We start from the raw sequence: 21,494 nt of genomic DNA on the forward strand, positions 1-21,494 counted from the left end.
GCCACAGGAACAGGAGCACGCACCGTGCCATCGTTTTCGAACTCTCTGGAGCAGGCGATCCACGGCGCGCTGGCGCTGGCCAACGCGCGGCGGCATGAACTGGCGACTCTGGAACACCTCTTGCTCTCCCTGATCGACGAGCCGGATTCGGCCAAGGTCATGCGTGCCTGCGGGGTCGACCTGGAAGCCTTGCGCAAGACGTTGCTCGATTTCATCGAGGACGATCTTTCAAACCTCGTCACCGATATCGAAGGGAACGAGGCCGTGCCGACAGCCGCCTTTCAGCGGGTGATCCAGCGTGCGGCCATTCATGTCCAGAGTTCGGGTCGCTCGGAAGTGACAGGGGCCAATGTGCTGGTGGCCATCTTCGCCGAACGCGAATCGAACGCCGCCTACTTCCTGCAAGAGCAGGACATGACCCGTTATGACGCGGTGAATTTCATCGCCCATGGCGTGGCCAAGGATCCCGGCTTTGGCGAGACCCGCCCCATCACCGGCGCCAGCGACAGCGACGAAGAGCAGGCCGCGGGCGAAACCGCCGCCGAGGCCAGCGATACCGCGCTTGCGAAATACTGCGTGGACCTGAACGCCAAGGCTCAGAAAGGCGATGTCGACCCGCTGATCGGCCGCGCGGCCGAGGTCGAGCGTTGCATCCAGGTGCTTTGCCGCCGACGCAAGAACAACCCGCTGCTGGTGGGCGACCCTGGCGTGGGCAAGACCGCCATCGCCGAGGGGCTGGCTTACAAGATCGTGCGCGGGGAAACCCCCGACGTGCTGTCGGGGGCCACCATCTACAGCCTCGACATGGGCGCGCTCCTGGCCGGCACCCGCTATCGCGGCGATTTCGAGGAACGGCTGAAGGCCGTGGTCAAGGAACTCGAAGATCACCCAGACGCGATCCTCTTCATCGACGAAATTCACACCGTGATCGGCGCCGGCGCCACATCGGGCGGGGCGATGGATGCCTCGAACCTGCTGAAACCGGCGCTCCAGGGCGGCAAGCTGCGCTGCATGGGCTCGACCACCTACAAGGAATATCGCCAGCATTTCGAGAAGGATCGCGCGCTGTCGCGGCGCTTCCAGAAGATCGACGTCAACGAACCCTCGGTCGAGGACACGATCAAGATCCTGCAAGGCCTCAAGCCCTATTTCGAGAAGCATCACGATATCCGCTACACCCAGGACGCGGTGAAATCCGCGGTCGAGCTTTCGGCTCGCTACATCAATGACCGCAAGCTGCCCGACAAGGCCATCGACGTGATCGACGAGGCCGGCGCGGCGCAACACCTGGTTGCCGAATCGAAGCGCCGCAAGACCATCGGCCCGAAAGAGATCGAGGCCGTGGTCGCCAAGATCGCGCGCATCCCGCCCAAGAACGTCAGCAAGGACGATGCCGAGGTGCTGCGCAACCTCGAATCGGACCTCAAGCGCGCCGTCTTCGGGCAGGAGCAGGCGATCGAGGCTCTGTCATCGGCGATCAAGCTGGCCCGCGCCGGGCTGCGCGAGCCTGAAAAGCCGATCGGCAACTACCTGTTCGCAGGCCCCACCGGCGTCGGCAAGACCGAGGTGGCCAAGCAGCTTGCCGATACGCTGGGCGTGGAGCTGCTGCGCTTCGACATGTCGGAATACATGGAGAAGCACGCGGTCAGCCGCCTGATCGGGGCGCCGCCGGGTTATGTCGGCTTCGACCAGGGCGGCCTGCTGACCGACGGGGTCGATCAGCACCCGCATTGCGTGCTGCTTCTGGACGAGATCGAAAAGGCGCATCCGGATGTATTCAACATCCTGTTGCAGGTCATGGACCATGGCAGCCTGACCGACCACAACGGCCGCAAGGTCAACTTCCGCAACGTGGTTCTCATCATGACCTCGAACGCGGGCGCCTCCGAGCAGGCGAAATCGGCCGTGGGCTTTGCCCGCGACCGGCGAGAGGGCGAGGACACCGCCGCCATCGAGCGCACCTTCACGCCCGAGTTCCGCAACCGGCTGGATGCTGTCATCAGCTTTGCGCCGCTGTCGAAAGAGGTGATCCTGCGCGTTGTCGAGAAATTCGTGCTGCAGCTCGAAGCGCAGCTCATGGATCGCAATGTCACCATAGAGCTGACGCCCGCAGCTGCCGAATGGCTGGCCGAAACCGGTTATGACGACAGAATGGGCGCACGCCCGCTTGGCCGCGTGATCCAGGAGCATATCAAGAAACCGCTCGCCGAAGAGCTTCTGTTCGGGCGGCTGGCCAAGGGTGGGGTCGTTCATGTCGGGCTGAAGGATGGCAAGATCACGCTCGACATATCCGAACCCCAGGCACCCCGGCTTTCGGGCAACAAGCCACCGCTGCTGACGGCGGACTAAGCCGGAAAAGAAACACTGGAAACTCAGATTTAGGGGGCGCAGATTTGCGCCCCCTTTTTCATCCCCGGCACAGGCGGAACCCGCCCGGGGTGGAAACGACGCGCGGGCCATGACCCTCGTGCCGCCTTCGGCGAGGATATTTTCACCAGGAGATTTGCAAGGCGGTGCTCGGCTGCCTGGCGGCCTGCTTTCAGCGCTCGGTCAGCTTCAATTCGATCCGCCGATTCTGCGCCCGGCCATCGGCGGTGGCATTGCTCGCGACAGGTCGGTATTCGCCAAAGCCCGTCGCCGCCAGTCGACCAGGCGGGAAATCGAGCACGTCGATCATATAGCGCACAACCGAAAGCGCCCGGCCCTGACTGAGTTCCCAGTTGTCGGCAAACGGCCCGACCCCGGAAAGCGGCATGTCATCGGTATGACCGTCGACGCGGATGATCCAATCGATCTGTTCGGGGATCTCGTCGGCGACGCCGCGCAATGTCTCCACCACCCCGGCGATCTGGTCTTGCCCTTCCGCGGCCAGATCGGCCGAACCGGGCTCGAACAGAACCTCGGAGGAGAACACGAAGCGGTCGCCGACGATACGCACCCCTTCGCGCCCAGCCAGAACCTCGCGCAGCAGGCCAAAGAACTCCGACCGGTAACGCTCCAGCTGTTGCGCCTCTGCCTCGAGACGCCGCCGCTCGGCCTCTTCAAGCTCTGCGCGCCGGCGGGCCTCGGCCGCAGCGCGGGCCAGCGCCGCATTGAGCTGGCTGCCCATCGCCTCGATCTGGACTTGCGCCTCGCGGTCACGCTCGGTCGCGTCATCGAGCAGGGCCTGCAGCGCGGCAACGTCACGCTGAAGCGCCGCAACCTGCTGGTTGAGCAGCGCCACGCGCTCTTCACTGCCCACGGCGCGGCTGCGGGCCTCAGCCAGTTCGCGCTCGGCCTGGACCAGAAGGGCGGCGCGCTGCTCAGATTGCGAAAGGCTCGTTTCGGCCGCCTGCTCGGCGACACGCTGGGCCGCCAGCGCCGCGATCAACCGTTGGCGCAGGTCTTCCTGGCTGCCATCGAACTCCGCGAGCCGTTCCTCAAGCTGCGCGCGCGACTCCTCGGCACGGGCAAGCGCAGCCTCGGTGTCCTCCTGCGCAAGCAGGGCCTCGGCCAGACGTGCATCAAGGTCATCGCGCGCCTGACGGGTAGCCGCCAGCAAGGTCAGCGTTTCCTCGGCCTCGCGTCGTTGCGCCTCAAGGTTGAGGGCCATCGCGGTAAGTTCGGCCTCGGCATTCTCGAGCCGCGCACGCAGGGCCTCGGCCGCGGCCTGTGCGGCCAGCGCGGCGGCTTCTTCGTCGCTCAGGCTGGCCTCGACATCGGCCAGGCGCGCGCGCAGGCGCTCCGCCGCCGCCAGTTCGGCCAGACGCGCGGCCTCGGCATCGTCAATCTGCGCTTCCAGTTCCTCGGCGCGGGCCGCCAGCGCCTCGCGCAGCGCCAGTTCCGACAGCCGGGCAACGCGTTCGGCGTCCAGCTCCTCCTCGCGCTCGGACAAGGTGGCCGCCAGGGTCGCGTAATCAGCTTCCGACGCCTCGAGCCGGGCCAGTGCATCGGCGAGGCTGGCCTCACGGGTTTCAAGCCGGGCCTGCATCTCGGCCAGCGCGGCCTCGACCGCCTCGCGCTGGGCCGCCGCCAGGCGCGCGGCCTCGGTCTGTTCGTCGATTTCATCGCGGGCGCGGGCCAGCGCCAGTTGCAGCGCCTCCTGTTCGGAGATCAGCCGGGTCTGCGCGGCTTCCAGTTCGGCGATATCGGCGGCCATGGCCACACCTTCGGCGCGGGCCGTGTCGCGCTCGGCAATCAAGGTGGCGACCTGCTCCTCGAAACTGGCGATGCGCGCCTGCGCGGCACCCAGTTCCGCCTCGCGTTCGGCGATGCGCGCGTTCAGCCCCGCGATCAGCGCCGCCTGCGCCGCACGCTCGGCCTGGCTGGTGGCCAGGCTGTCGCTCAGGCTGGACACTTCGGCCTCCAGGGTCTCGACGTTGGTGCGGGCAAGACCCAGCGCATCGGTCAGGCTGGCCACCTCCAGCGTCAGCGCATCAAGCTCGGTGTCCTGGGTGGTGATGGTTTCGCGCAGCACGAATTGCACGATCATGAAGATCGACAGCACGAAAAACAGCACCAGCAGCAGCACCGTCATCGCATCGACAAACCCCGGCCAAATCGACGCGGTAAAGCGCTGCCCGCTGCGTCGGGATAGCGCCATGGCTCAGCCTCCCCGGCCCGTGACCGTTCCGGTGCCGCGTGCCAGTTGGCGCACGGCGTTGGTCAGATGGGCGATGTCGCCGCGCAAGTCGGTGATGGTTTCTTCGCGACCTGCAGCCATTTCTTCGAAAATGCGCAGAAGCTGCACATCGATCGAACGCAGGCGCATCCGCGTTTCGGCATCCAGGCCGGCATCGTCTCCAGCGGCGGGGCGGGCCTCGAGCGCCGCGATCAGGCGTTCCTGCCCCTCGGCCAGACGGGCCAATGCCTCGGCCGACTGGTCTGCCGGGGCCGCCCCCATCCGCTCGACCAGCAATGTGACGGCATGAGTCAGTCCGGCAAGCTGCTCTTCCATCCGTTGCCGGTTATGTTCAGAGGCGGAGACGACCTCCTGCAGGGCATCGATCTGTTCGGCTGTCTGCTCCAGCACCCCCACGACAAGGTTGGTGTCGGCGGGGCTGTCGCCATCGCCGGCGACATGCCCCAGCCGGGTGATCGAGGACAGCCATTCCTCAAGCTGACGGTAAAAGCGGTTCTGCCCGTGCCCCGCGAACAGCTCCAGCAGCCCCACGACGAGCGACCCCGTCAGCCCCAACAGCGACGATGAAAAGGCCGTGCCCATCCCGGCGAGCTGCGCCTCCAACCCGGTCATCAGCTGATCGAACACCGCGAGCGAGCCCTCCTCCTCGGTCGGTGCGAGCGAGCGGATGGTCTCGACCACCGCCGGCACCGTCATCGCAAGCCCGAAAAAGGTGCCCAGAAGCCCGAGAAAGATCAGCAGGTTGATGATATAGCGGGTGATGTCCCGCTCTTCCTCGATGCGGGTGCCCACCGAATCGAGGATCGAGCGCGCCGAACTGGCACTGATATGGCTGCGCGCCCCACGCCCGCGCAAAAGCGCCGCCAGAGGCGCCAGCAGGCGCGGCGCGATGGTGATCTCATGGCCCGGGCGCTCGGCCGCGAAGCCCTCGAGCCAATTTACCGAGGACGATAGCTGAAAGACCTGCCAGAAACAGGCAAACACCCCGATCACGAAGACGAAGGCGATAAACCCGTTCAGCCAGACATTGGCCAGAAAAACCCCGGAAACCCGCGGAAAGGCCAGATAGGCTCCCGCCCCGCAGAGCGCCAGCACCACGAGCATCATCGTGATCTGTCGCACCGGGTGGGAAAATTGCGGTTCCGGGTCTCTTCTGGGTCGTTTCATGGACCCGTCCTACCTGTTTGCTGCTCGGGCGGAAAGATACGCGCGCACCGCAGTCATGCCAACCGGCAATCGGATGACGCATTTTCAGCTTGTCGTTACGGGTTCAGGCTGCGCACGCGGCGGGCCAGCCAGGCGATTTCATCATCTTCGATATCCAATTCGGCTAGTTGCGCCGCAGTGTTCAGCAGATAATCCCGGTTCGGCCCCCGCCTCCCTTCGGCGCGGGCGATGATCCTTGCCTGCTCTTCCAGGCTCAAACCGCCGCAATACTGCTCGTGCGCGGGGTCGATGACATATGTCACCGCCTCGACACGCGTGCCGCCTTCCAGCAACACCGGCTGAAGGGTCTCGACATAGGCATAGGAAATCAGTTCGCGTTCGCGCAGATAGGCAAGCACGTCCTCGCGTGTCTCGGCGGGCACACCATAGGCCACTCCGCGGCACACGGCCCGCTCGGCCCGGTCGAGCGCCAGCACGAGCCCCGGCGCCTGCGCCGTGCCGCGATAATGCACCGAGCGCATGCAAAAGCATCGGTGATATCCCTCGAGCCGCGCAAGCCTGCGCTCAACGAAATCGAATCCCGGATCCCAGATGAGCGATCCGTACCCGAAAACCCAGAGGTTGCTCCTGTCCATGTGACTGGCCCTTGTCCTTCGGCGCCTGTAAACAGGATCGCGAAGCAAGACGAAAGGCCTTTCATGCGTATTGTTCTGGCGGGAGTGGCCCTCCTGGCGATTGTCTGGGGTGGATACTGGTTTGTCGGGGCGCGGGCCGTCGAAAGCAACACCAAAGCCTGGTTCGCAGCCCGGAACGGCGGTGCGATTACTGCAAGCCACGCAGGTATCGATGTGGGCGGTTTCCCCAACCGGTTCGACCTGAAGGTCTCGGCGCCACTGGTCTATGACAGCACGAGCCGCAGCGGCTGGCAGGCGCCGGAGTTCAAGGTTTACGCGCTCAGCTATCGGCCCAACCACCTGATTGCCGTCTGGCCCGATACCCAACGCCTGCAACTGAACGGCGAAATGCTCGACATCAGCAGCGACGACCTGCGCGCAAGCCTCGTACTGCGCGGCGGCACCGCGCTTGACATCGATCGCATCACTCTGGTGGGCAACGCGATGGAGCTACGCTCGGATCGTGGCTGGCAGGCGGCAGCACAGACACTGCGGCTGGCAAGCCGCAAGGTTGGCGATGAGTCCGCCCTGCACGAGATCGCGCTCGAACTGCTCGATCTCTCGCCCGATCCGGCCTGGCGCGCGGGGGTCGATCCGCGTGGCCTTCAGCCCGCCCGCATCGACGGGCTGCGGCTGGATATGCGGGTGGCCTTCGATGCACCGCTGAACCGGCACGGCGCCGCCGGAGGCACCCCGCCACGCCCCACTGCGGTTGACCTGCGTGATCTGCGTCTTGTCTGGGGCGAACTGATGCTGCGTGGCGAAGGGCGCCTGGAATTCGACGGGCACGGCATACCCGAGGGCAAGATCACCCTGGAAGCGGAGAACTGGCGCGCGATGCTCGACCTCGCGGTCGCCGCGGAATTCGTGCATCCCGAAGCCGCTGAAACCTGGAGCCGCGGCTTGCAGGTGCTCGAGGATCACGGCGGCCGCGAAGGCGTGCTGGAAGTGCCGCTGCACTTTTCCAACGGTCAGATGCGGCTGGGCGCGCTCCCGCTGGGACCGGCACCGCGACTGCCCTGAACCAGCTGCGCGGCTCCGTTAGCTCCCCGACAGCGCGCGCCTTCTTCTTGGAAAAAAATATCCCCGCCGGAGGCACTGGCGCGGGGCCAAGGGCCGAAGGCCCGCCGCGCCAGCCCTCCTTCAGGCCCGTGGGCGGCCCCGCCGCGCATCAACCACCGCTTTTCGGCTTGGCCATCATGCGCCCGAAATCCGGCGCGTCGGTATCCTGCCCGGCATCGATGATACCGCGCCGGATGGCTCGCGTGCGGGTGAAATAGGCATGCAGATGGTCGCCATCGCCGGTGCGGATGGCCCGTTGCAAGGCAAACAGTTCCTCGGTGAACCGGCCCAGGATCTCGAGCGTCGCCTCGCGGTTGGTCAGAAACACGTCGCGCCACATGGTCGGGTCCGAGGCGGCAATGCGGGTGAAATCGCGAAAGCCCGCGGCCGAGTACTTGATGACCTCCTGATCGGTGACGCGGCGCATGTCATCGGCCACGCCCACCATCGTATAGGCAATCAGATGCGGCGCATGGCTGGTCACGGCAAGCACCAGGTCGTGATGCGCGGCATCCATCTCGTCGACATGGGCGCCCATGTCTTCCCACAGCGCACGCAGCCGGGCCAGCGCCTCCGCGTCGGTGCCCGGCGGTGGCACCAGCAGGCACCAGCGGTTGACGAACAGTTCGGCAAAGCCTGAGCGGGGCCCGGAATGTTCGGTGCCGGCAAGGGGGTGACCGGGGATGAAATGCGCATGTTCGGGCAGATGCGGCGCGACCGCGTCGATCACCGCCTGCTTGACCGAGCCGACATCCGTCACCGTCGCGCCCTCGGCCAGATGCGGCGCAATCTCCTGGGCCAGCGCCCCCATCACGCCCACCGGCACAGCCAGCACCACCAGATCGGCGCCCTTGACGGCTTCGGCGGCCGTGTCGAAAACCTGGTCACACAGCCCCAACTCGCGCGCGATCTCGCGCGTCTCGCGGCTGCGGGCGGTGCCGGTGATCTCGCCCGCCAGCCCGGCACGACGCATCGCCAGCGCCATGGACGAGGCGATCAGCCCAAGCCCGATCAACGCGACCCGCTGGTAACGCTGTGCCATCAGCCCTGTCTCCGGAACTGCGTGATGGCATGGGCTACCCGGCGGCACGAGGGCTCGTCGCCCACGGTGATGCGCAGGCAATCGGGCAGCTTGTAGCCATCGACCCGGCGCACGATCATCCCCTCGCCCCGCAGATGGGCATCGCAGGCGGCGGCCTCGTCAGAACTGGCAAAGCGCGCCAGCACGAAATTTGCCTGGCTGTCGTCGCATTCCACGCCGGCCTCGCGCAGCGCCTCGACCAGCCAGGCACGCAGCCGGGCATTCTCGCTGCGGCAGCGTTCGACATGATCCTGATCACCGACCGCGGCCAGCGCGGTCTCGATCTGCGCGGTCGACAGGTTAAACGGCCCGCGCAGGCGGTTGAGCACCGCGATCACCTCGGCCGGACCATAGCCCCAGCCGATGCGCAGCCCGCCCAGCCCGTAGATCTTGGAGAAGGTGCGCGTCATCACGACATTCTCGCGGCTGTCGGCCAGCCCGGCGCCGCCATCATAGCCCTCGGCGTATTCGACATAGGCGCCATCGAGAACCAGAAGTGCCTGCGGCGGCAGATTATCTGCGAGCCGCTCGAGTTCGGACAGCGGCACCATCGTCCCGGTCGGATTGGCCGGGTTGGCGATGAACACCAGCCGCGTGCGTTGGGTGCAGGCCGCCAGCAGCGCATCGACATCGACAGTGCGCCGGGTCTCGGGGGCCTCGACCGGGGTTGCCCCCGCCGCCAGCGCCGAGATGCGATACATCAGGAAACCGTGTTCGGGATAAAGCACCTCGTCGCCAGGGCCGGCATAAGCCTGGCAAAGAAAGGTAATGATCTCGTCCGAGCCGGCGCCGCAGATGATCCGTCCCGCATCCAGGCCGTAGGCCTCGGCAATCGCCGCGCGCAAAGCCGCATGATCCGAGGACGGATACCGATGCAGGCTGTGGGCGCAGCGCCGGAAAGCTTCCATGGCTTTTTCGCTGGCGCCGAAGGGATTCTCGTTGGACGAGAGTTTCACGACATCGCGCACACCGTCGAGACGGGACTCGCCCCCCTGGTAAGGCGCGATTTCCAGAATCCCTGGTTGGGGGTGAATGCGACTGCTCATCGTGGCTACTCCGGCGGAACAGCGCCCTTCTAGCCGGGGCCAGCGGGCTTGACCAGCGGCTTGCCGCCGAAAGCCGGGCGCGTTGCGCCATTCTGTGCGCAGGCGTTGCAGCCCTGCAATTGCAGGCCCGAACCAAGGCAACGCACCCGCCGTCCGCCCGCAACGCAAAAGGCCGCCCCGAAGGGCGGCCCGAGCCTTGCGATCCGCAGTGGCGGATCAGTTCTTGGCGTAGAATTCGACGACCAGGTTCGGCTCCATCATCACCGGATAGGGCACATCTCCAAGGCTGGGCGTGCGCACAAAGGTCGCGGCCATCTTCGAGTGGTCCGCCTCGATGTAGTCGGGCACGTCGCGCTCGGCCAGGCCCACGGCCTCAAGCACGATGGCAAGCTGCTTCGACTTGTCACGAACGGTGACGACATCGCCTTCCTTCACCCGATAGGAGGGGATGTTGACGCGCTTGCCGTTCACCTCGACATGGCCATGGTTGACGAACTGGCGGGCGGCAAAGACAGTGGGCACGAACTTGGCGCGGTAGACGACCGCGTCGAGGCGGCGCTCCAGCAGGCCAATCAGGTTCTCGCCGGTGTCGCCCTTGACACGCTCGGCCTCGGCATAGATGCGGCGGAACTGCTTTTCGGTCAGGTCGCCATAGTAGCCCTTGAGCTTCTGCTTGGCTTTCAACTGGGTGCCGAAATCGGAAAGCTTTTGCTTGCGGCGCTGGCCGTGCTGGCCGGGGCCGTATTCGCGGCGGTTCACGGGGCTTTTCGGGCGGCCCCAGATATTTTCGCCCATGCGGCGGTCGATCTTGTACTTGGCAGCCGTGCGTTTGGTCACGTCTGGTCTCCTTCAGCATACATGAAGGGCGTTGTCCTTTCCCGCGGGCCGATCTGCCCTTGGGCGACAGGCATCCCCTTGCGGGGGCCATCAACACCAATTTCGCCCCGAAAGGCCGCAGGCCCGTCGGAACAGGGCGCGCTTATACAAGGCAGGCCGGGGGAGTCAATAGCCGAAGCGCCGCGCGGCAGGGTCTCGGCAGTCGCCAGTGGCCAGTGCCGGATGCCTTCGGCGAGGATATTGTTACCAAGGTGAAGAGGCAGAGCGCCGAAATGCCCCGGCGCGTCCGCTATTGTCTGGCAGACGGGCGCGGGCCGTGACATTCATGGCGCGGAAAATCGCTGTCAGCGCCCCCGATGCGGGCGGGGCCATACCCGCAAGGCATCCGAAGCCAGGAAGGAGACGCAAGACATGTCCAACCAGCCGAACACCGGCCCCTTCGTGATCGAACCACCCGCACAGGCCAGCCTGCCGGTGCAGGGCAGTGCCATGCGCTTCCCGGTGCATCGCATCTATTGCGTCGGACGCAATTATGCCGCCCATGCCGTGGAGATGGGGTATGACCCGGACAAGGAGCCGCCCTTCTTCTTCCAGAAGAACCCCGACAACCTGCTAACCGGGACCGAGGACTTTCCCTACCCTCCCGCAACCCGCGACCTGCATCACGAGGTCGAACTGGTGGTGGCCCTTTCGAAAGGGGGGCGCGATATCGCAGCCGAAGCAGCGCTCGACTGTGTTTACGGTTACGCGGTTGCACTCGACATGACGCGGCGCGACCTGCAGGGGGAAGCCAAGAAGCTGGGCCGCCCCTGGGAGGTCGGCAAGGCGTTCGAGCATTCCGCGCCCAGCGGCCCGCTGGTCCCCGCAAGCGAGATCGGCCACCCCGCGCGGGGCGCGATCTGGCTAGACGTGAACGGAGAGCGCCGCCAAGCGGGCGATCTGGAACAGATGATCTGGAAGACCCAGGAAATGATCGCGATCCTGTCGGGACTGTTCGAATTGCGCGCGGGCGACCTGATCATGACCGGCACGCCTGCCGGCGTCGGCCCGGTGGAGCGCGGCGATGTCCTGCGGGGCGGTGTCGAGGGCGTGGGCGAGATCACCTTCCGGGTTGTTTGAGCGGCCTTCGAACCAGGCTGGCCATCCCGCCTTTTTCGCGCAGTACTCGTGTTGACTCCGAAACGGTGTTTCAGGAAATGCAACGCACTGGCAAAAGCCCGTCGCGGCGCCGGGGGACTCGCAGTTGATCATGACGGCAATCCCGGGCAAGGGTTATGACAGCCTCGATACGCTGGTGACACTCACGCAGGAAGCCCCAGGCGCGATGAATTTCGGCGCGCTGGGCGCCACCACCGCCGAGGCCGGTTATCCCGATACCCGCTATGTGTTCTGGGCCGGGATGTTCGCGCCTGCCGGCACACCGCAGGAGATCATCGACTCGCTGAACAGCGCCGTGCTCGAAGCACTGGCCGACGATGCCAATGCCGAACGGCTGGCCAACATCCACGTGCAGCCATGCCGATGACAGCCGAGGAGTTCAGCGCCTTCATCGCCGACGAGATCGAAGCCAACGCCGATCTGGTGGAACGCGCGAATATCGTTCTGCATTAAGGCGATACGGTCGGGCGGCGCATTTCTGCGTCGCTCGACAAGCCTTGCGATGCAGACGCAGCCTAGCCCTGCGCCGCCAGCCAGTGCAGCAGAATCCGGTTGAAGGCCTCGGGCTGCTCAAGATTGGGAAAGTGCATCGCCCCCTCAACCACCTCAAAGCGCGCAGCGGGAACCAGCGATGCAATACGCCGCCCTTCCGAGGGCGGGACCGCCGGATCATCGGCCCCGCACAAGGAAAGCACCGGCAGGCGCACCTCCGGCAGCCACGGAACGAAATCGAAATCGCTGATCGCCTGGGCACAGCCGATGTAACCTTCGGGGTGTGTCCCCGCGACCGTATCGCGAATGCGCCGCCAGGTTTCGGGGCGCGCGGCGCGGAACTCCGCGGTCAGCCAGCGCGCCGCCGTGGCGTCTGCGATCCCTTCGCAGGATGCCTCACGCCGCACTTTCTCGATCCGCGGCCCCCAGATTTCGGCAGCATTCCCCAGCGCGGCGGGCAACGCATCGCATGTCACCAGCGAACGCAGGCATTCCGGGTGCCGGATGGCCAGCCCCTGCCCGCACATACCGCCGAGCGACAGCCCCACGTAATGCACCGGGCCCGCACCGAAATGCAGCACGAATTCGGCGATTTCATCGGCCAGCTCCGCCATGCTGTAGGGCGCAGGCAGCACATCACTGCCGCCATGCCCCCGCAGGTCGAGCCGGATCACCTGATACCCGGCCTCAAGCAGCGGGCGCATCTGATCGCTCCACATGCCGCCATCGGCGCCGAGCGCATGCACCAACAGCACTGGCGCCGCGCCGTCCGCGCCCTGCACATCATAGTAAAGCTGAAGCTTCGAAAGCCGTGCCAGCATCTCATCCCCTCACACCCGACAATATCCCCCTGCTTGCCCGCGGCACAAGGCGGGGTCAAGCACGGGCCGCCGAGGGCGCCCAGGCCGCTGCCCCAGGCCACGCCCATCTCTTCACTGTGAAGAAAATATCCGCGCCGCAGGCCCCCGCTGGTCAGAGGCGCGCGGGGGCCCAAGGTCAGCCTGCCGGTCGCCGTAACCCGTCTCGGCTGCAAGGCCAGCCCCAAGGCACCCGTTGCTTGACGAAGTCCAGAGGCACCGAAGCAACCGCCACGCGGTTGGCCGGTCGAATTTCAGTTGCAGTGTCGTGATGGTTCTCCGTTCGCTTAATTCTCTCCTCCGCGGGCGGAAATGCTCGCAACGTTCCGCGCAAAGTCCCGAACAGTGTCCGGAAAAATCTTGCATCTCTCTGAAATACAATAACAAGTATTCAGGTATCGGTTTGGCCAAAGTTTTCGAACCTGCCCTGACACGGATGTGCCGGCCGCAGCCCGGACGCTGGCGAGGCGCTGGCACCAACGGAGGAGACAGCCATGAACACCCCCCTGACGGCCGCTGATGGCCATACGCTCGATTGCTGGATGCAGCCCGCCGAAGGCACCGCCCGTGGCGGGCTGGTCATCCTGCAGGAAATCTTCGGCGTGACCGACCAGCTCAAGGGCGTTGCAAACCGTTATGTGGCCCAGGGGCTTAATGTCGCGATCCCGGCCCTGTTCGACCGGCAGCGCCGCGACGCGGTCATTCCCTTCGCCGATGGCTCGGAAGGGCGCGAGATGATGATGGCCTCGAAGCTGGATGAAACCATGATGGACGTGGACGCTGCCGTGAAGGCGCTGGCGGCGCCTGGCGGCAAGGTGGCCGTCATGGGTTTCTGCTGGGGTGGCGGGCTGGCGATCCGCGCCGCGCAGGAACTCGATATAGCCTGCGGCGTCGCCTTCTACGGCACGCGGCTCGATCAGTATCTGGACAAGTCCACGAACGTACCGGTACTGGGCCATTTCGGCACGCAGGACGATCATGTGCCCGCAGAGATGCTCGCCGCCGCGAAAGAGGCCTGGCCGACGCTGGAGGTGCACATGTACGAAACCGGCCATGCCTTCGCCAATGACGCGCGCCCTGGCTTCTATTCGGCCGAAAACGCGGAACTGGCACATGAGCGCACAACCGCGTTCCTGGCAATGCACCTGGGCTGAACCGGGCGGGGTGGCATGTCAGGGGGAATTCAGTTGCGTAATTCCGCTGATCCTGGGTTCATCCCCCGGCATGGGCTCCAAACGCTTGACCAGCGGATAACCGCCGGGCAGTAGTGCAGCATGGTCAAGGTCGAGAAGCGCACAGAGCAGATGACGTCAGACAGCTGGCGACAGGACAATGTCGGACGGTTCATGAACCAGGCCGCCAAGCTTTTTGAACAGCGGGTTATCGAATTGATGCACGCGAAGGGGTTTCGCGAGATCGGCACGGCCCATGTCAACCTGACCCGACATCTGGACAAGGCCGGAAACCGCCTCACGGAACTTGCCGCGCGCGCAGACATGACCAAGCAATCGATGCGTGAACTCGTGGCACATACCGAACTGGCCGGTCTTGTGGAGCGCCGGCCGGATCCGTCGGATGGACGGGCGAAGATCATCGCCTTCACGCCGGTGGGCCTGCGCTGGCTCGACGCTTTCGGCGAAAGCGTGCGGACGGCCGAGCGCGAGATGAGTGCAGTCATCGGCCCGACCGCACTGGCGCAGCTCAAGCAGGCCCTCAAGCTCTATGCGGCCGAATGCGCCGACCGCAAGGAGTAACGCGCCAGGCGAAACCTCGATCACACCAGGGCGGATGAGCTGGCCGAAATACCTGACGGGCACAGGCCCGCTCAGGTGAAGGTGTCATTCACGACATTGGCACCGAAAATCTGGTGGCAGGGCAGAAGCAGACGGCGGCCACCGCCACGAGCAGCGAGATCATGACTGCGCCGCGGCATCGTGAAACCCGAGCGCGCGTTTCAGCACCTGCCGCGCGTCGGCTGCCTCCGCGCCGCGCCAGGCGACCACCTGGTCGGGTCGGATCAGCGCGAGCCCGGCCTCGTAGAGGTCGCGCGCCTCGGCGCCGGCAATCGGCACCACGCGCAGGCGCAGGCCCATCTCGCGCGCGGCCTCGGCAAAGGGCGTGGCGTCCGGGGCATCGGGGCCGAGTTGCAGCAGCGTCCAGTCAAAGCCAAAACGATCGTAAAGCGACACACCCGGTTCCAGCCACAGATGCGGCGCGCGCCCGCCGGGCCGGGCCGTGGGCACATAGCTGTCGGCGGCATCCGGGGGCGGGTCGCCCGCCTCGGGCGCGATGATCGGCGATCCCTCGTAGCGTACCCCGAAGGTGATGCCGGGGATGTTGAATTCGGCCCGGCCATGGGCTTCCAGATAGGCGCCGGCTTCGCGGCGGGCCGTTTCGCCTTCGGCGCTGTCGTCCTCGATCTCGGGCGGGGCGACATAGCCGCCAAGGGAATCGGCGAAGCCGCGTGCATAGCCGGTGTTGCGGATGGCGGCGGGGCGGCGTTCCACCTCGTAGCTGTCCAGCAATGCGGGGCCCGCAGTGCCGCGAATGAACTCGGCCAGCTTCCAGCCCAGATTGACCGCGTCATCCACTGCCGTGTTGTAGCCCAGCCCGCCCGCGGGGGTGAACAGATGCACCGCATCGCCCCCCAGAAATACGCGGCCGCGCTGGAACCCGGTGGACACCAGCGCGTAGCCGGCCGTCCAGCTGCCCTTGGCCAGCAGCCGCGCCTTGACGGGTCGACCGACCGCCGCCCGAAAAAGCGCGATCGCGCCTTCATCGGTAATGGCGGCCTCGTCCTCGCCGGGGCGCAACTGGGTGTGAAAGGCGAACTCTCCCTTGCCATCGACCGCCGCCATGAAGGCCCGTCGGTCACGGTTGAAGGTGACGTTCATCCAGGCGGGCGGGTGCGGCACCTCGCGGTAGAAATCGGGCGCATCCAGATAGACCGCATACATCCGCCCGCCGAAGAAATCGCGCACCGCGCCCTGATCGCCCTCGTAGCGGAAGCCGAATGTCTCCCGCACCATCGAGCGCGCACCATCCCCAGCCGCCAGATACCGCGCGGTGACGGTTTTCTGCCCGGTGCCGTCGGTGGCCTCGACATGCACGGTGACATGATCGCCCCGATCCTCGAACGCCGTCATGCGCATACCGAACGAGATCGACACACCGGGCAGCGCCTCGGCCTGTTCGCGCAAGACCTGCTCCACGAATTTCTGCGACACGCGATGGGGCAGTTCGGCGGCGCTCCACGAGCCCGACAGATTGAGAACCTTCTCGCGCGCCTCCTTCGCGCTGGGAAGCCGGAAGCGCCCCAGTTCGTGCCCGGCATAGCGGGTGAAATAGGCGATGTCGGTGGGGAAATCCTCGGGCAGGCCAAGGCTGCGGATCTGATCGGCAAAGCCCAGCCGGCGGAAATGCTCCATCGTGCGGGCCTGGGTGGCGTTGGCCTGCGGATTGGTCGCGGTCGAAGCTTTCTGATCGAACAGCGCCACGCTCACGCCCCGGCGTCCCAGCTCATTGGCCAGCATCAGCCCGAACGGCCCGCCGCCCACGACCGCAACATCCACATCGAATTCGCTCACCTGCGCCTCCCGGTCAGTTTCAGAAAAATCGGTAAGGTGACCATACCTTTTTGTCAAGGATGTGCCGCGCTCATGGCACCCGGACCACACAGGCATTTTTTGGTGTCTGCCGCGTCACTTGAACAGAAATTCCGGAACCCGATCTGCCCATCACCGTCATCGGGCAGGAGGGATTCAGTAGACGTGGCCGCCCCCTATTGAATCCTCTTGAAACCACCTTGGCATGTGGATTCCCTCGAGGGCGGTCGTATCTCCAGTATCGTTCGGCACACTCCTGTTGGATCAGAATGCGATGCCGGGCAACCAGATCGCCAGGGCAGGGAAAAGGATCACCAGCGACGCGGTGACAAGGATCATGATCCAGTAGGGAATAGACCCCTTGAAAATATGCCCCAGCCGCAGGTCGCGGTCCGGAACGGCGCCTTTCACCGTGTAGACCAGCAAGCCGAAAGGCGGTGTGAGCAACCCTGCCTCGATCACCAGGATTCCGAAGATCGCGAAGGCGAACGGATCGATCCCGAAAGACATGGCCAGCGGCACAAAGATCGGCACCGTGAGCAGGATGATCGAAATCGAGTCGATGATCATGCCCATCAACAGCCAGATCAGCACCATCAGCAGAACAACGACGATCACCCCGCCGCCCAGGCCAAGAAACAAGCTCTGGATGTAGTTCACCGCGCCCCCCATGGCGAGCAACCGCGAATACATCGTCGCCGCGATCAACAGGAACATGATCGGGGCAGTTGTGCGGCCGGCACTGTATATGGCCTGCATCACATCACGCCCGCGCATTCCCTTGACCAGCCCCAGAACCAGCGCGCCGACGGCGCCGAAACCTGCGGCCTCAGTAGGATTGAACAGCCCGCCCCAGATACCGCCGATGACAAGGGCCACAAGCGCCAGAATGCCGGTCGCGCCGATGATCTCGCGCCAGTCGGTGGGCTCATCATCGCTGCGCAAGGGCGCGGGCGGTGCGATCGACGGGTTGAGATACGCGGTGATGACACAATAGCCCATGAACAGCAGCGCCAGGATCAGCCCCGGTATGACACCGGCCAGGAACAGCGCGCCTACCGACATTTCGGTCAGGATGGCCCAGACGATCAGCAACACCGAAGGCGGGATCAGCATCCCGAGGCAGGCACTGCCCGCGACCGCGCCGGCGGCATATTCCTTGCGATAGCCCAGCTTGAGCATTTCGGGATAGGCGATCCGCGAGAACGCCGCGGCCGAGGCGATCGAAACACCCGTCACCGCTGCAAAAATCGTGTTCCCCGCGACCGTGGCCACTGCCAGCCGCCCCGGCAACCGCCGCAAGGCACGGTTGCAGACACGATAGAGATCTCCCGCCGCCCCCGACTTGGAGACGAAATCGCCCATCAGCACAAACAACGGAATGACGATGAAGACCTGGCTGCGGATGGCTTCGTAGGCGCTGGTGCTCAGAAGCGAGAGCGCGATATCGAAGCTGCCCAGCATTATCCAGATGCCGAGCACGCTGGTCAGGGCCAGCGCCACAGCGATATGGATGCCCAGCAGCACCAGAACCACCAGGAGCCCAATCATGTAGAGGACGATTTCCGCCGCCATCAGTTCACATCCTTCTTGTCGGAGGAAATCACCGCCGCGGCGGTTGAATCGAAGCTCAATATGCCGGGATAGGCCAGTTCCCACTCCAGCTGCTCGGTCCAGTCGAGCCAGATCATGGAAAGATACGCGAAGGCCGCGAAAATCGAGGTTCCGATCAGCAGGAACCGCACCGGCCATGTCGGCACCCGCAGCGCCCCCTCGCCTTCATATTCGCCGATCCTGAAGGCGAACCACGCCGCATCCCAGGCAGCATAGGCGATCATCCCGAACAGAGCGGCACCAAGGATATACGACGCCGTCCGCAGAATCTTGCGGCCGACCGAACCCAGCTGATCGGCGAAGATTTCTGTGCGCAGCATGGAGCCTGAAAATATCGCCAGTGGCAGCTGCAGAAAGGTGATCGCCACGACGGAGCTTCGAATCACCTCGGTCGTGCCGCGGATGGGGTAATTGAAAAACCCCCGGCCGATCACATCGGCCACGATACCGAAACCCAGCAACAACACCCAAAACGCCGAGATCACATGGATCCCACGCGCCAGTGTAACAAACGAGCGTATCAGCATGCGTTCCTCCCCGTATGCGGTCGCATTCTCCTCCCGCGGCACGCGAAACACCCTCTGAGGTAAAAAAGCCGCAGTTTTGCGCAACAATATTAATCATCCGATAATTAACAAGTGGCAATCCGTCCTGCGACCAGGTGCATCGCCACAAGGCGTGGCGGCAGCTTCATGGAAAACTAGGGAATTGACGCACCCAACCGAGTCGATAATAATGAGCGAGTGATAAACAAGCCCCTGCAGCAGGGTGTGCGCTCGCAAGACCACCCTGCCATGAATGGGGAATCCACAGCTGGGAGGAGAATGTGAAATGAAGTGTGATGGAACCAGATCATCCCCGTCGCGGGCGTTTTTTGTTGGCGGCTGCGTCGCTGCGCTGATCACGGCCCCGAGTTTGGCGGCGGCAGACAATTTCACCTTCAGAATCGGCTCGGGCCACCCGTCCGGGCCTTCGGTCTACGTTAATCTCGTCGAGAACTTCTTCGTGCCCGAAGTCACGCGCCGGGTCGCGGAAGAGACCGAACATACCGTGACCTTCATCGAGGGTTATGGCGGCACCATCGCCGGTGTCGCCGACACGCTGGAAGCTGTCGAATCGGGGCTACTGGACTTCGGCGCCTATTGTTTCTGCTTCGAGCCGTCGAAACTGTTCCTGCACAACTTCCCCTATTACGCCCCGTTCGGCCCGCAAAGCTCGGCCGAGGCAATGGAGATTACCCGCACGGTCTATGACGCCCACCCCTGGCTGACCGAAGTGTTCGAGACCGATTACAACCAGATCCTGCTGGGGCTGTCAGGCTGGGACAACTACCACCTCGGCACGGTTGACCCGTGGGATGCGGTGAGCGACCTGCAAGGGGTCCGGATCGGTGGTGCCGGGCCGAACCTGCCCTGGCTCGAATATGCCGGTGCCGTTCCGGTGCAGTCCACTCTGCCCGACGGATACATGAATATGCAGACCGGCATCTATTCCGGCTGGCTGATGTTCCCCTCGGCCTATCTGGGCTTTCGCTACTACGAGCCTTCGCCCAACTACACGCTGATCGGCTTCGGCCCGATGATGGTCAACGGGCTTACGGTCAATCGCAACACCTTGGCAAGGTTGCCCGAAGACGTTCAGCAGATCATCCTCGAGGTCGGGCGCGAGTATGAAGCCCGCTCGGGCCATGCTCTCGACGAAGCCCAGGAACGCGGCCTGATCGGGCTGGAAGAGGCCGGGGCGGTCATCCGCGAACTGCCGCAGGAGACGATCGACGAATGGGCGGCCTCGCTGGCGGATTACCCGCGCATTCAGGCGCAGGAAGCCGATAGCCGCGGCCTTCCGGGCACCGAGGTCATTGCGGCCTTCCTGGAGGCGGTGGAGGCAAGCGGTTATGAATGGCCGCACCCCTACGTGCTCGACTGACAATACGGCCTGGAGCGGTGAGCGGAGTTTCAGGATAACTCCGCCTGCCCTCCGGGCCGCACTCTACGCTTCACGCAGCCCGCGACGTTGCGGATACCGAACAGCCGGCAAGCCGCAAGCGCCTTCTCCCTCCAGATATTCACAGATCGGCAAGCCGCACCGTTTCGCCGCTGTCGGCTGAGCGACAGATCGCCTCGTAGACAGCGATATTCCCGATCAGTTCCGTATCGGACCAGGGGCGCGGCCCTCGGCCCTCGACCGCCGCCGCGAAAGCCTCGAGATTCTCGACAACCGCATCGTTCCAGTCGAAGGGTTCGTGATTCACCACGCCTTCTTTTGGTGAATGGAACCAGTCGGTGATGCCGCCGGGCGTATCAGGGTGGGTGCCGTTTCGCACCTCGACCCAACCCTCCGAGCCAAAGACCTGAAAGCGCATGAAATGGGGGGTCTTCAGGATTGCGCTGAAATGCGCGGTCATGCCCGCTTCGAAGCTGAGCTGCGCCACGACCATATCGCCAGTGCTCCAGCCAAGCAGCCGGTCGCGCACCTGGGCCTGAACGCTTTCCACCGGCCCCAGCATCCACCACAGAAGATCGGTCAGATGGATGCCCATGCCCGTCATCGCACCGCCGGGAGACAGCTCTTTAGAGGTGCGCCAGCTTCCTGCCGGCACCCCGGCCAGCTTGTCATGGCTGAAGGCGGCTTCGGCATGCATGATCGTTCCCAGTTCACCCCGTTCGATCATGTTGCGCAACCGTTGCATCGCGGGGACAAAGCGCTGTTCATGACCGATACCAAGGACAAGCCCGGCATCGCGGCAGGCGGCGACAGACCGCCGGGCGCTGGCAGCTGTCATGCCCAGCGGTTTCTCGCAGAACACGTGCTTTCCGGCAGCCGCGGCCTGAAGCACTTGCTCTTCGTGCAGCATATGCGGCGTGGTCAGCACCACTGCCCGAACCTCGGGATTGGCGAGCGCCTCTTCGAAACTCGCCACCGGCGCGGCGCCCAGCGCGCGGATATCTTTATGCAGGTTTTCCTGCGGCTCGGCCACAGCCAGCACCCGCAGCGCCGCATTCCCCTGCTGTCGTGTCACGATATGCTTTCCCCACCAGCCGAAGCCGATCACGGCGATATTCAACAAGGCCTTCTTCCTTCCCTGGTTGGTCAGATCGTTACCGCGGCCGCGCCACCCGGCACCTCCGCCACGCACGACCATAGCCCGCCACCTGAGTCCGCAAAAACCATTTTCCCTTATGGCCGCAATCGGAAAACCGGATACTGCCCCGATCAACTGTTCAGTGCGAATGGGAAGAAACGGGCGGCTCCCCTCGAACCTGCATACGGTGAGACAGGC

18 protein-coding genes are annotated in these 21,494 nt (G+C 64.7%); 7 read left to right on the plus strand and 11 right to left on the minus strand.

The window, feature by feature from the left end:
- Positions 1–24: 24 nt before the first annotated feature.
- Positions 25–2,349 (plus strand): ATP-dependent Clp protease ATP-binding subunit ClpA, encoded by a 2,325-nt coding sequence (gene clpA / locus DQ229_RS10465; RefSeq protein ID WP_114966200.1) that lies wholly within the window; start codon positions 25–27, stop codon positions 2,347–2,349.
- 190 nt (positions 2,350–2,539) lie between these two features.
- Here the strand turns inward: clpA and DQ229_RS10470 are convergent, their stop codons facing one another.
- The 3 genes from DQ229_RS10470 to DQ229_RS10480 all read right to left on the minus strand — a co-directional run bounded on the left by DQ229_RS10470 (position 2,540) and on the right by DQ229_RS10480 (position 6,423).
- Positions 2,540–4,582, minus strand: coding sequence for a peptidoglycan -binding protein (locus tag DQ229_RS10470; RefSeq protein WP_114966201.1), 2,043 nt, complete (start codon positions 4,580–4,582; stop codon positions 2,540–2,542).
- Between the two features lie 3 nt (positions 4,583–4,585).
- Positions 4,586–5,788 (minus strand): biopolymer transporter ExbB, encoded by a 1,203-nt coding sequence (locus DQ229_RS10475; RefSeq protein WP_114966202.1) that lies wholly within the window; start codon positions 5,786–5,788, stop codon positions 4,586–4,588.
- Positions 5,789–5,883: 95 nt separating this feature from the next.
- Positions 5,884–6,423: a gamma-glutamylcyclotransferase gene (locus tag DQ229_RS10480; RefSeq protein WP_114966203.1), complete on the minus strand. Its 540-nt coding sequence runs from the start codon at positions 6,421–6,423 to the stop codon at positions 5,884–5,886.
- Positions 6,424–6,486: 63 nt separating this feature from the next.
- Here DQ229_RS10480 and DQ229_RS10485 point away from each other — a divergent pair, with 63 nt between their 5' ends.
- Positions 6,487–7,485 carry a DUF2125 domain-containing protein gene (locus DQ229_RS10485; protein ID WP_114966204.1) on the plus strand — a complete coding sequence of 333 codons (999 nt, stop codon included), beginning with the start codon at positions 6,487–6,489 and terminating at the stop codon, positions 7,483–7,485.
- Positions 7,486–7,633: 148 nt separating this feature from the next.
- Here the strand turns inward: DQ229_RS10485 and DQ229_RS10490 are convergent, their stop codons facing one another.
- From DQ229_RS10490 to rpsD, 3 genes are all read right to left on the minus strand, one after another.
- Positions 7,634–8,566 carry a prephenate/arogenate dehydrogenase family protein gene (locus tag DQ229_RS10490; protein ID WP_114966205.1) on the minus strand — a complete coding sequence of 311 codons (933 nt, stop codon included), beginning with the start codon at positions 8,564–8,566 and terminating at the stop codon, positions 7,634–7,636.
- Positions 8,566–9,651, minus strand: coding sequence for a histidinol-phosphate transaminase (gene hisC, locus DQ229_RS10495; protein WP_114966206.1), 1,086 nt, complete (start codon positions 9,649–9,651; stop codon positions 8,566–8,568). The genes DQ229_RS10490 and hisC overlap by 1 nt, the downstream gene beginning before the upstream one ends.
- Positions 9,652–9,867: 216 nt before the next feature.
- Positions 9,868–10,488 (minus strand): 30S ribosomal protein S4, encoded by a 621-nt coding sequence (gene rpsD, locus DQ229_RS10500; RefSeq protein ID WP_114966207.1) that lies wholly within the window; start codon positions 10,486–10,488, stop codon positions 9,868–9,870.
- A gap of 411 nt (positions 10,489–10,899) precedes the next feature.
- Between rpsD and DQ229_RS10505 the strand changes: the two genes are divergently transcribed.
- Both DQ229_RS10505 and DQ229_RS10510 read left to right on the plus strand, forming a co-directional pair.
- Entirely contained in the window at positions 10,900–11,607 is a 708-nt protein-coding gene (locus DQ229_RS10505) for a fumarylacetoacetate hydrolase family protein (protein ID WP_114966208.1), read from the plus strand.
- A gap of 130 nt (positions 11,608–11,737) precedes the next feature.
- Positions 11,738–12,013, plus strand: coding sequence for a tripartite tricarboxylate transporter substrate-binding protein (locus DQ229_RS10510; protein ID WP_114966209.1), 276 nt, complete (start codon positions 11,738–11,740; stop codon positions 12,011–12,013).
- A 148-nt stretch (positions 12,014–12,161) separates the two neighbouring features.
- Here DQ229_RS10510 and DQ229_RS10515 read toward each other — a convergent pair whose 3' ends face one another.
- On the minus strand, positions 12,162–12,959 hold the full coding sequence (locus DQ229_RS10515) for an alpha/beta fold hydrolase (RefSeq protein WP_114966210.1): 798 nt from the start codon (positions 12,957–12,959) through the stop codon (positions 12,162–12,164).
- Positions 12,960–13,489: 530 nt separating this feature from the next.
- Between DQ229_RS10515 and DQ229_RS10520 the strand changes: the two genes are divergently transcribed.
- Positions 13,490–14,149: a dienelactone hydrolase family protein gene (locus DQ229_RS10520; protein ID WP_114966211.1), complete on the plus strand. Its 660-nt coding sequence runs from the start codon at positions 13,490–13,492 to the stop codon at positions 14,147–14,149.
- A 120-nt stretch (positions 14,150–14,269) separates the two neighbouring features.
- On the plus strand, positions 14,270–14,749 hold the full coding sequence (locus tag DQ229_RS10525; RefSeq protein WP_202909555.1) for a MarR family winged helix-turn-helix transcriptional regulator: 480 nt from the start codon (positions 14,270–14,272) through the stop codon (positions 14,747–14,749).
- Positions 14,750–14,908: 159 nt separating this feature from the next.
- Here DQ229_RS10525 and DQ229_RS10530 read toward each other — a convergent pair whose 3' ends face one another.
- From DQ229_RS10530 to DQ229_RS10540, 3 genes are all read right to left on the minus strand, one after another.
- A complete protein-coding gene (locus DQ229_RS10530) occupies positions 14,909–16,582 on the minus strand; it encodes an FAD-dependent oxidoreductase (RefSeq protein ID WP_238381033.1) in 1,674 nt (557 codons plus the stop codon).
- Between the two features lie 282 nt (positions 16,583–16,864).
- A complete protein-coding gene (locus tag DQ229_RS10535) occupies positions 16,865–18,175 on the minus strand; it encodes a TRAP transporter large permease (RefSeq protein ID WP_114966213.1) in 1,311 nt (436 codons plus the stop codon).
- A complete protein-coding gene (locus tag DQ229_RS10540) occupies positions 18,175–18,792 on the minus strand; it encodes a TRAP transporter small permease (protein ID WP_238381034.1) in 618 nt (205 codons plus the stop codon). The genes DQ229_RS10535 and DQ229_RS10540 overlap by 1 nt, the downstream gene beginning before the upstream one ends.
- A 253-nt stretch (positions 18,793–19,045) precedes the next feature.
- Between DQ229_RS10540 and DQ229_RS10545 the strand changes: the two genes are divergently transcribed.
- Positions 19,046–20,140, plus strand: coding sequence for a C4-dicarboxylate TRAP transporter substrate-binding protein (locus DQ229_RS10545; RefSeq protein WP_162300832.1), 1,095 nt, complete (start codon positions 19,046–19,048; stop codon positions 20,138–20,140).
- A gap of 139 nt (positions 20,141–20,279) precedes the next feature.
- On the opposite strand, the gene DQ229_RS10550 is transcribed toward DQ229_RS10545, so the two are convergent.
- Positions 20,280–21,281, minus strand: a complete 1,002-nt coding sequence (locus DQ229_RS10550; protein WP_162300833.1) for a Gfo/Idh/MocA family protein — start codon at positions 21,279–21,281, stop codon at positions 20,280–20,282.
- Positions 21,282–21,494 lie beyond the last annotated feature (213 nt).

The sequence above is a fragment of the Alkalilacustris brevis genome (genome assembly GCF_003350345.1).
In the GTDB taxonomy this organism is placed as follows: Bacteria; Pseudomonadota; Alphaproteobacteria; order Rhodobacterales; family Rhodobacteraceae; genus Alkalilacustris; species Alkalilacustris brevis.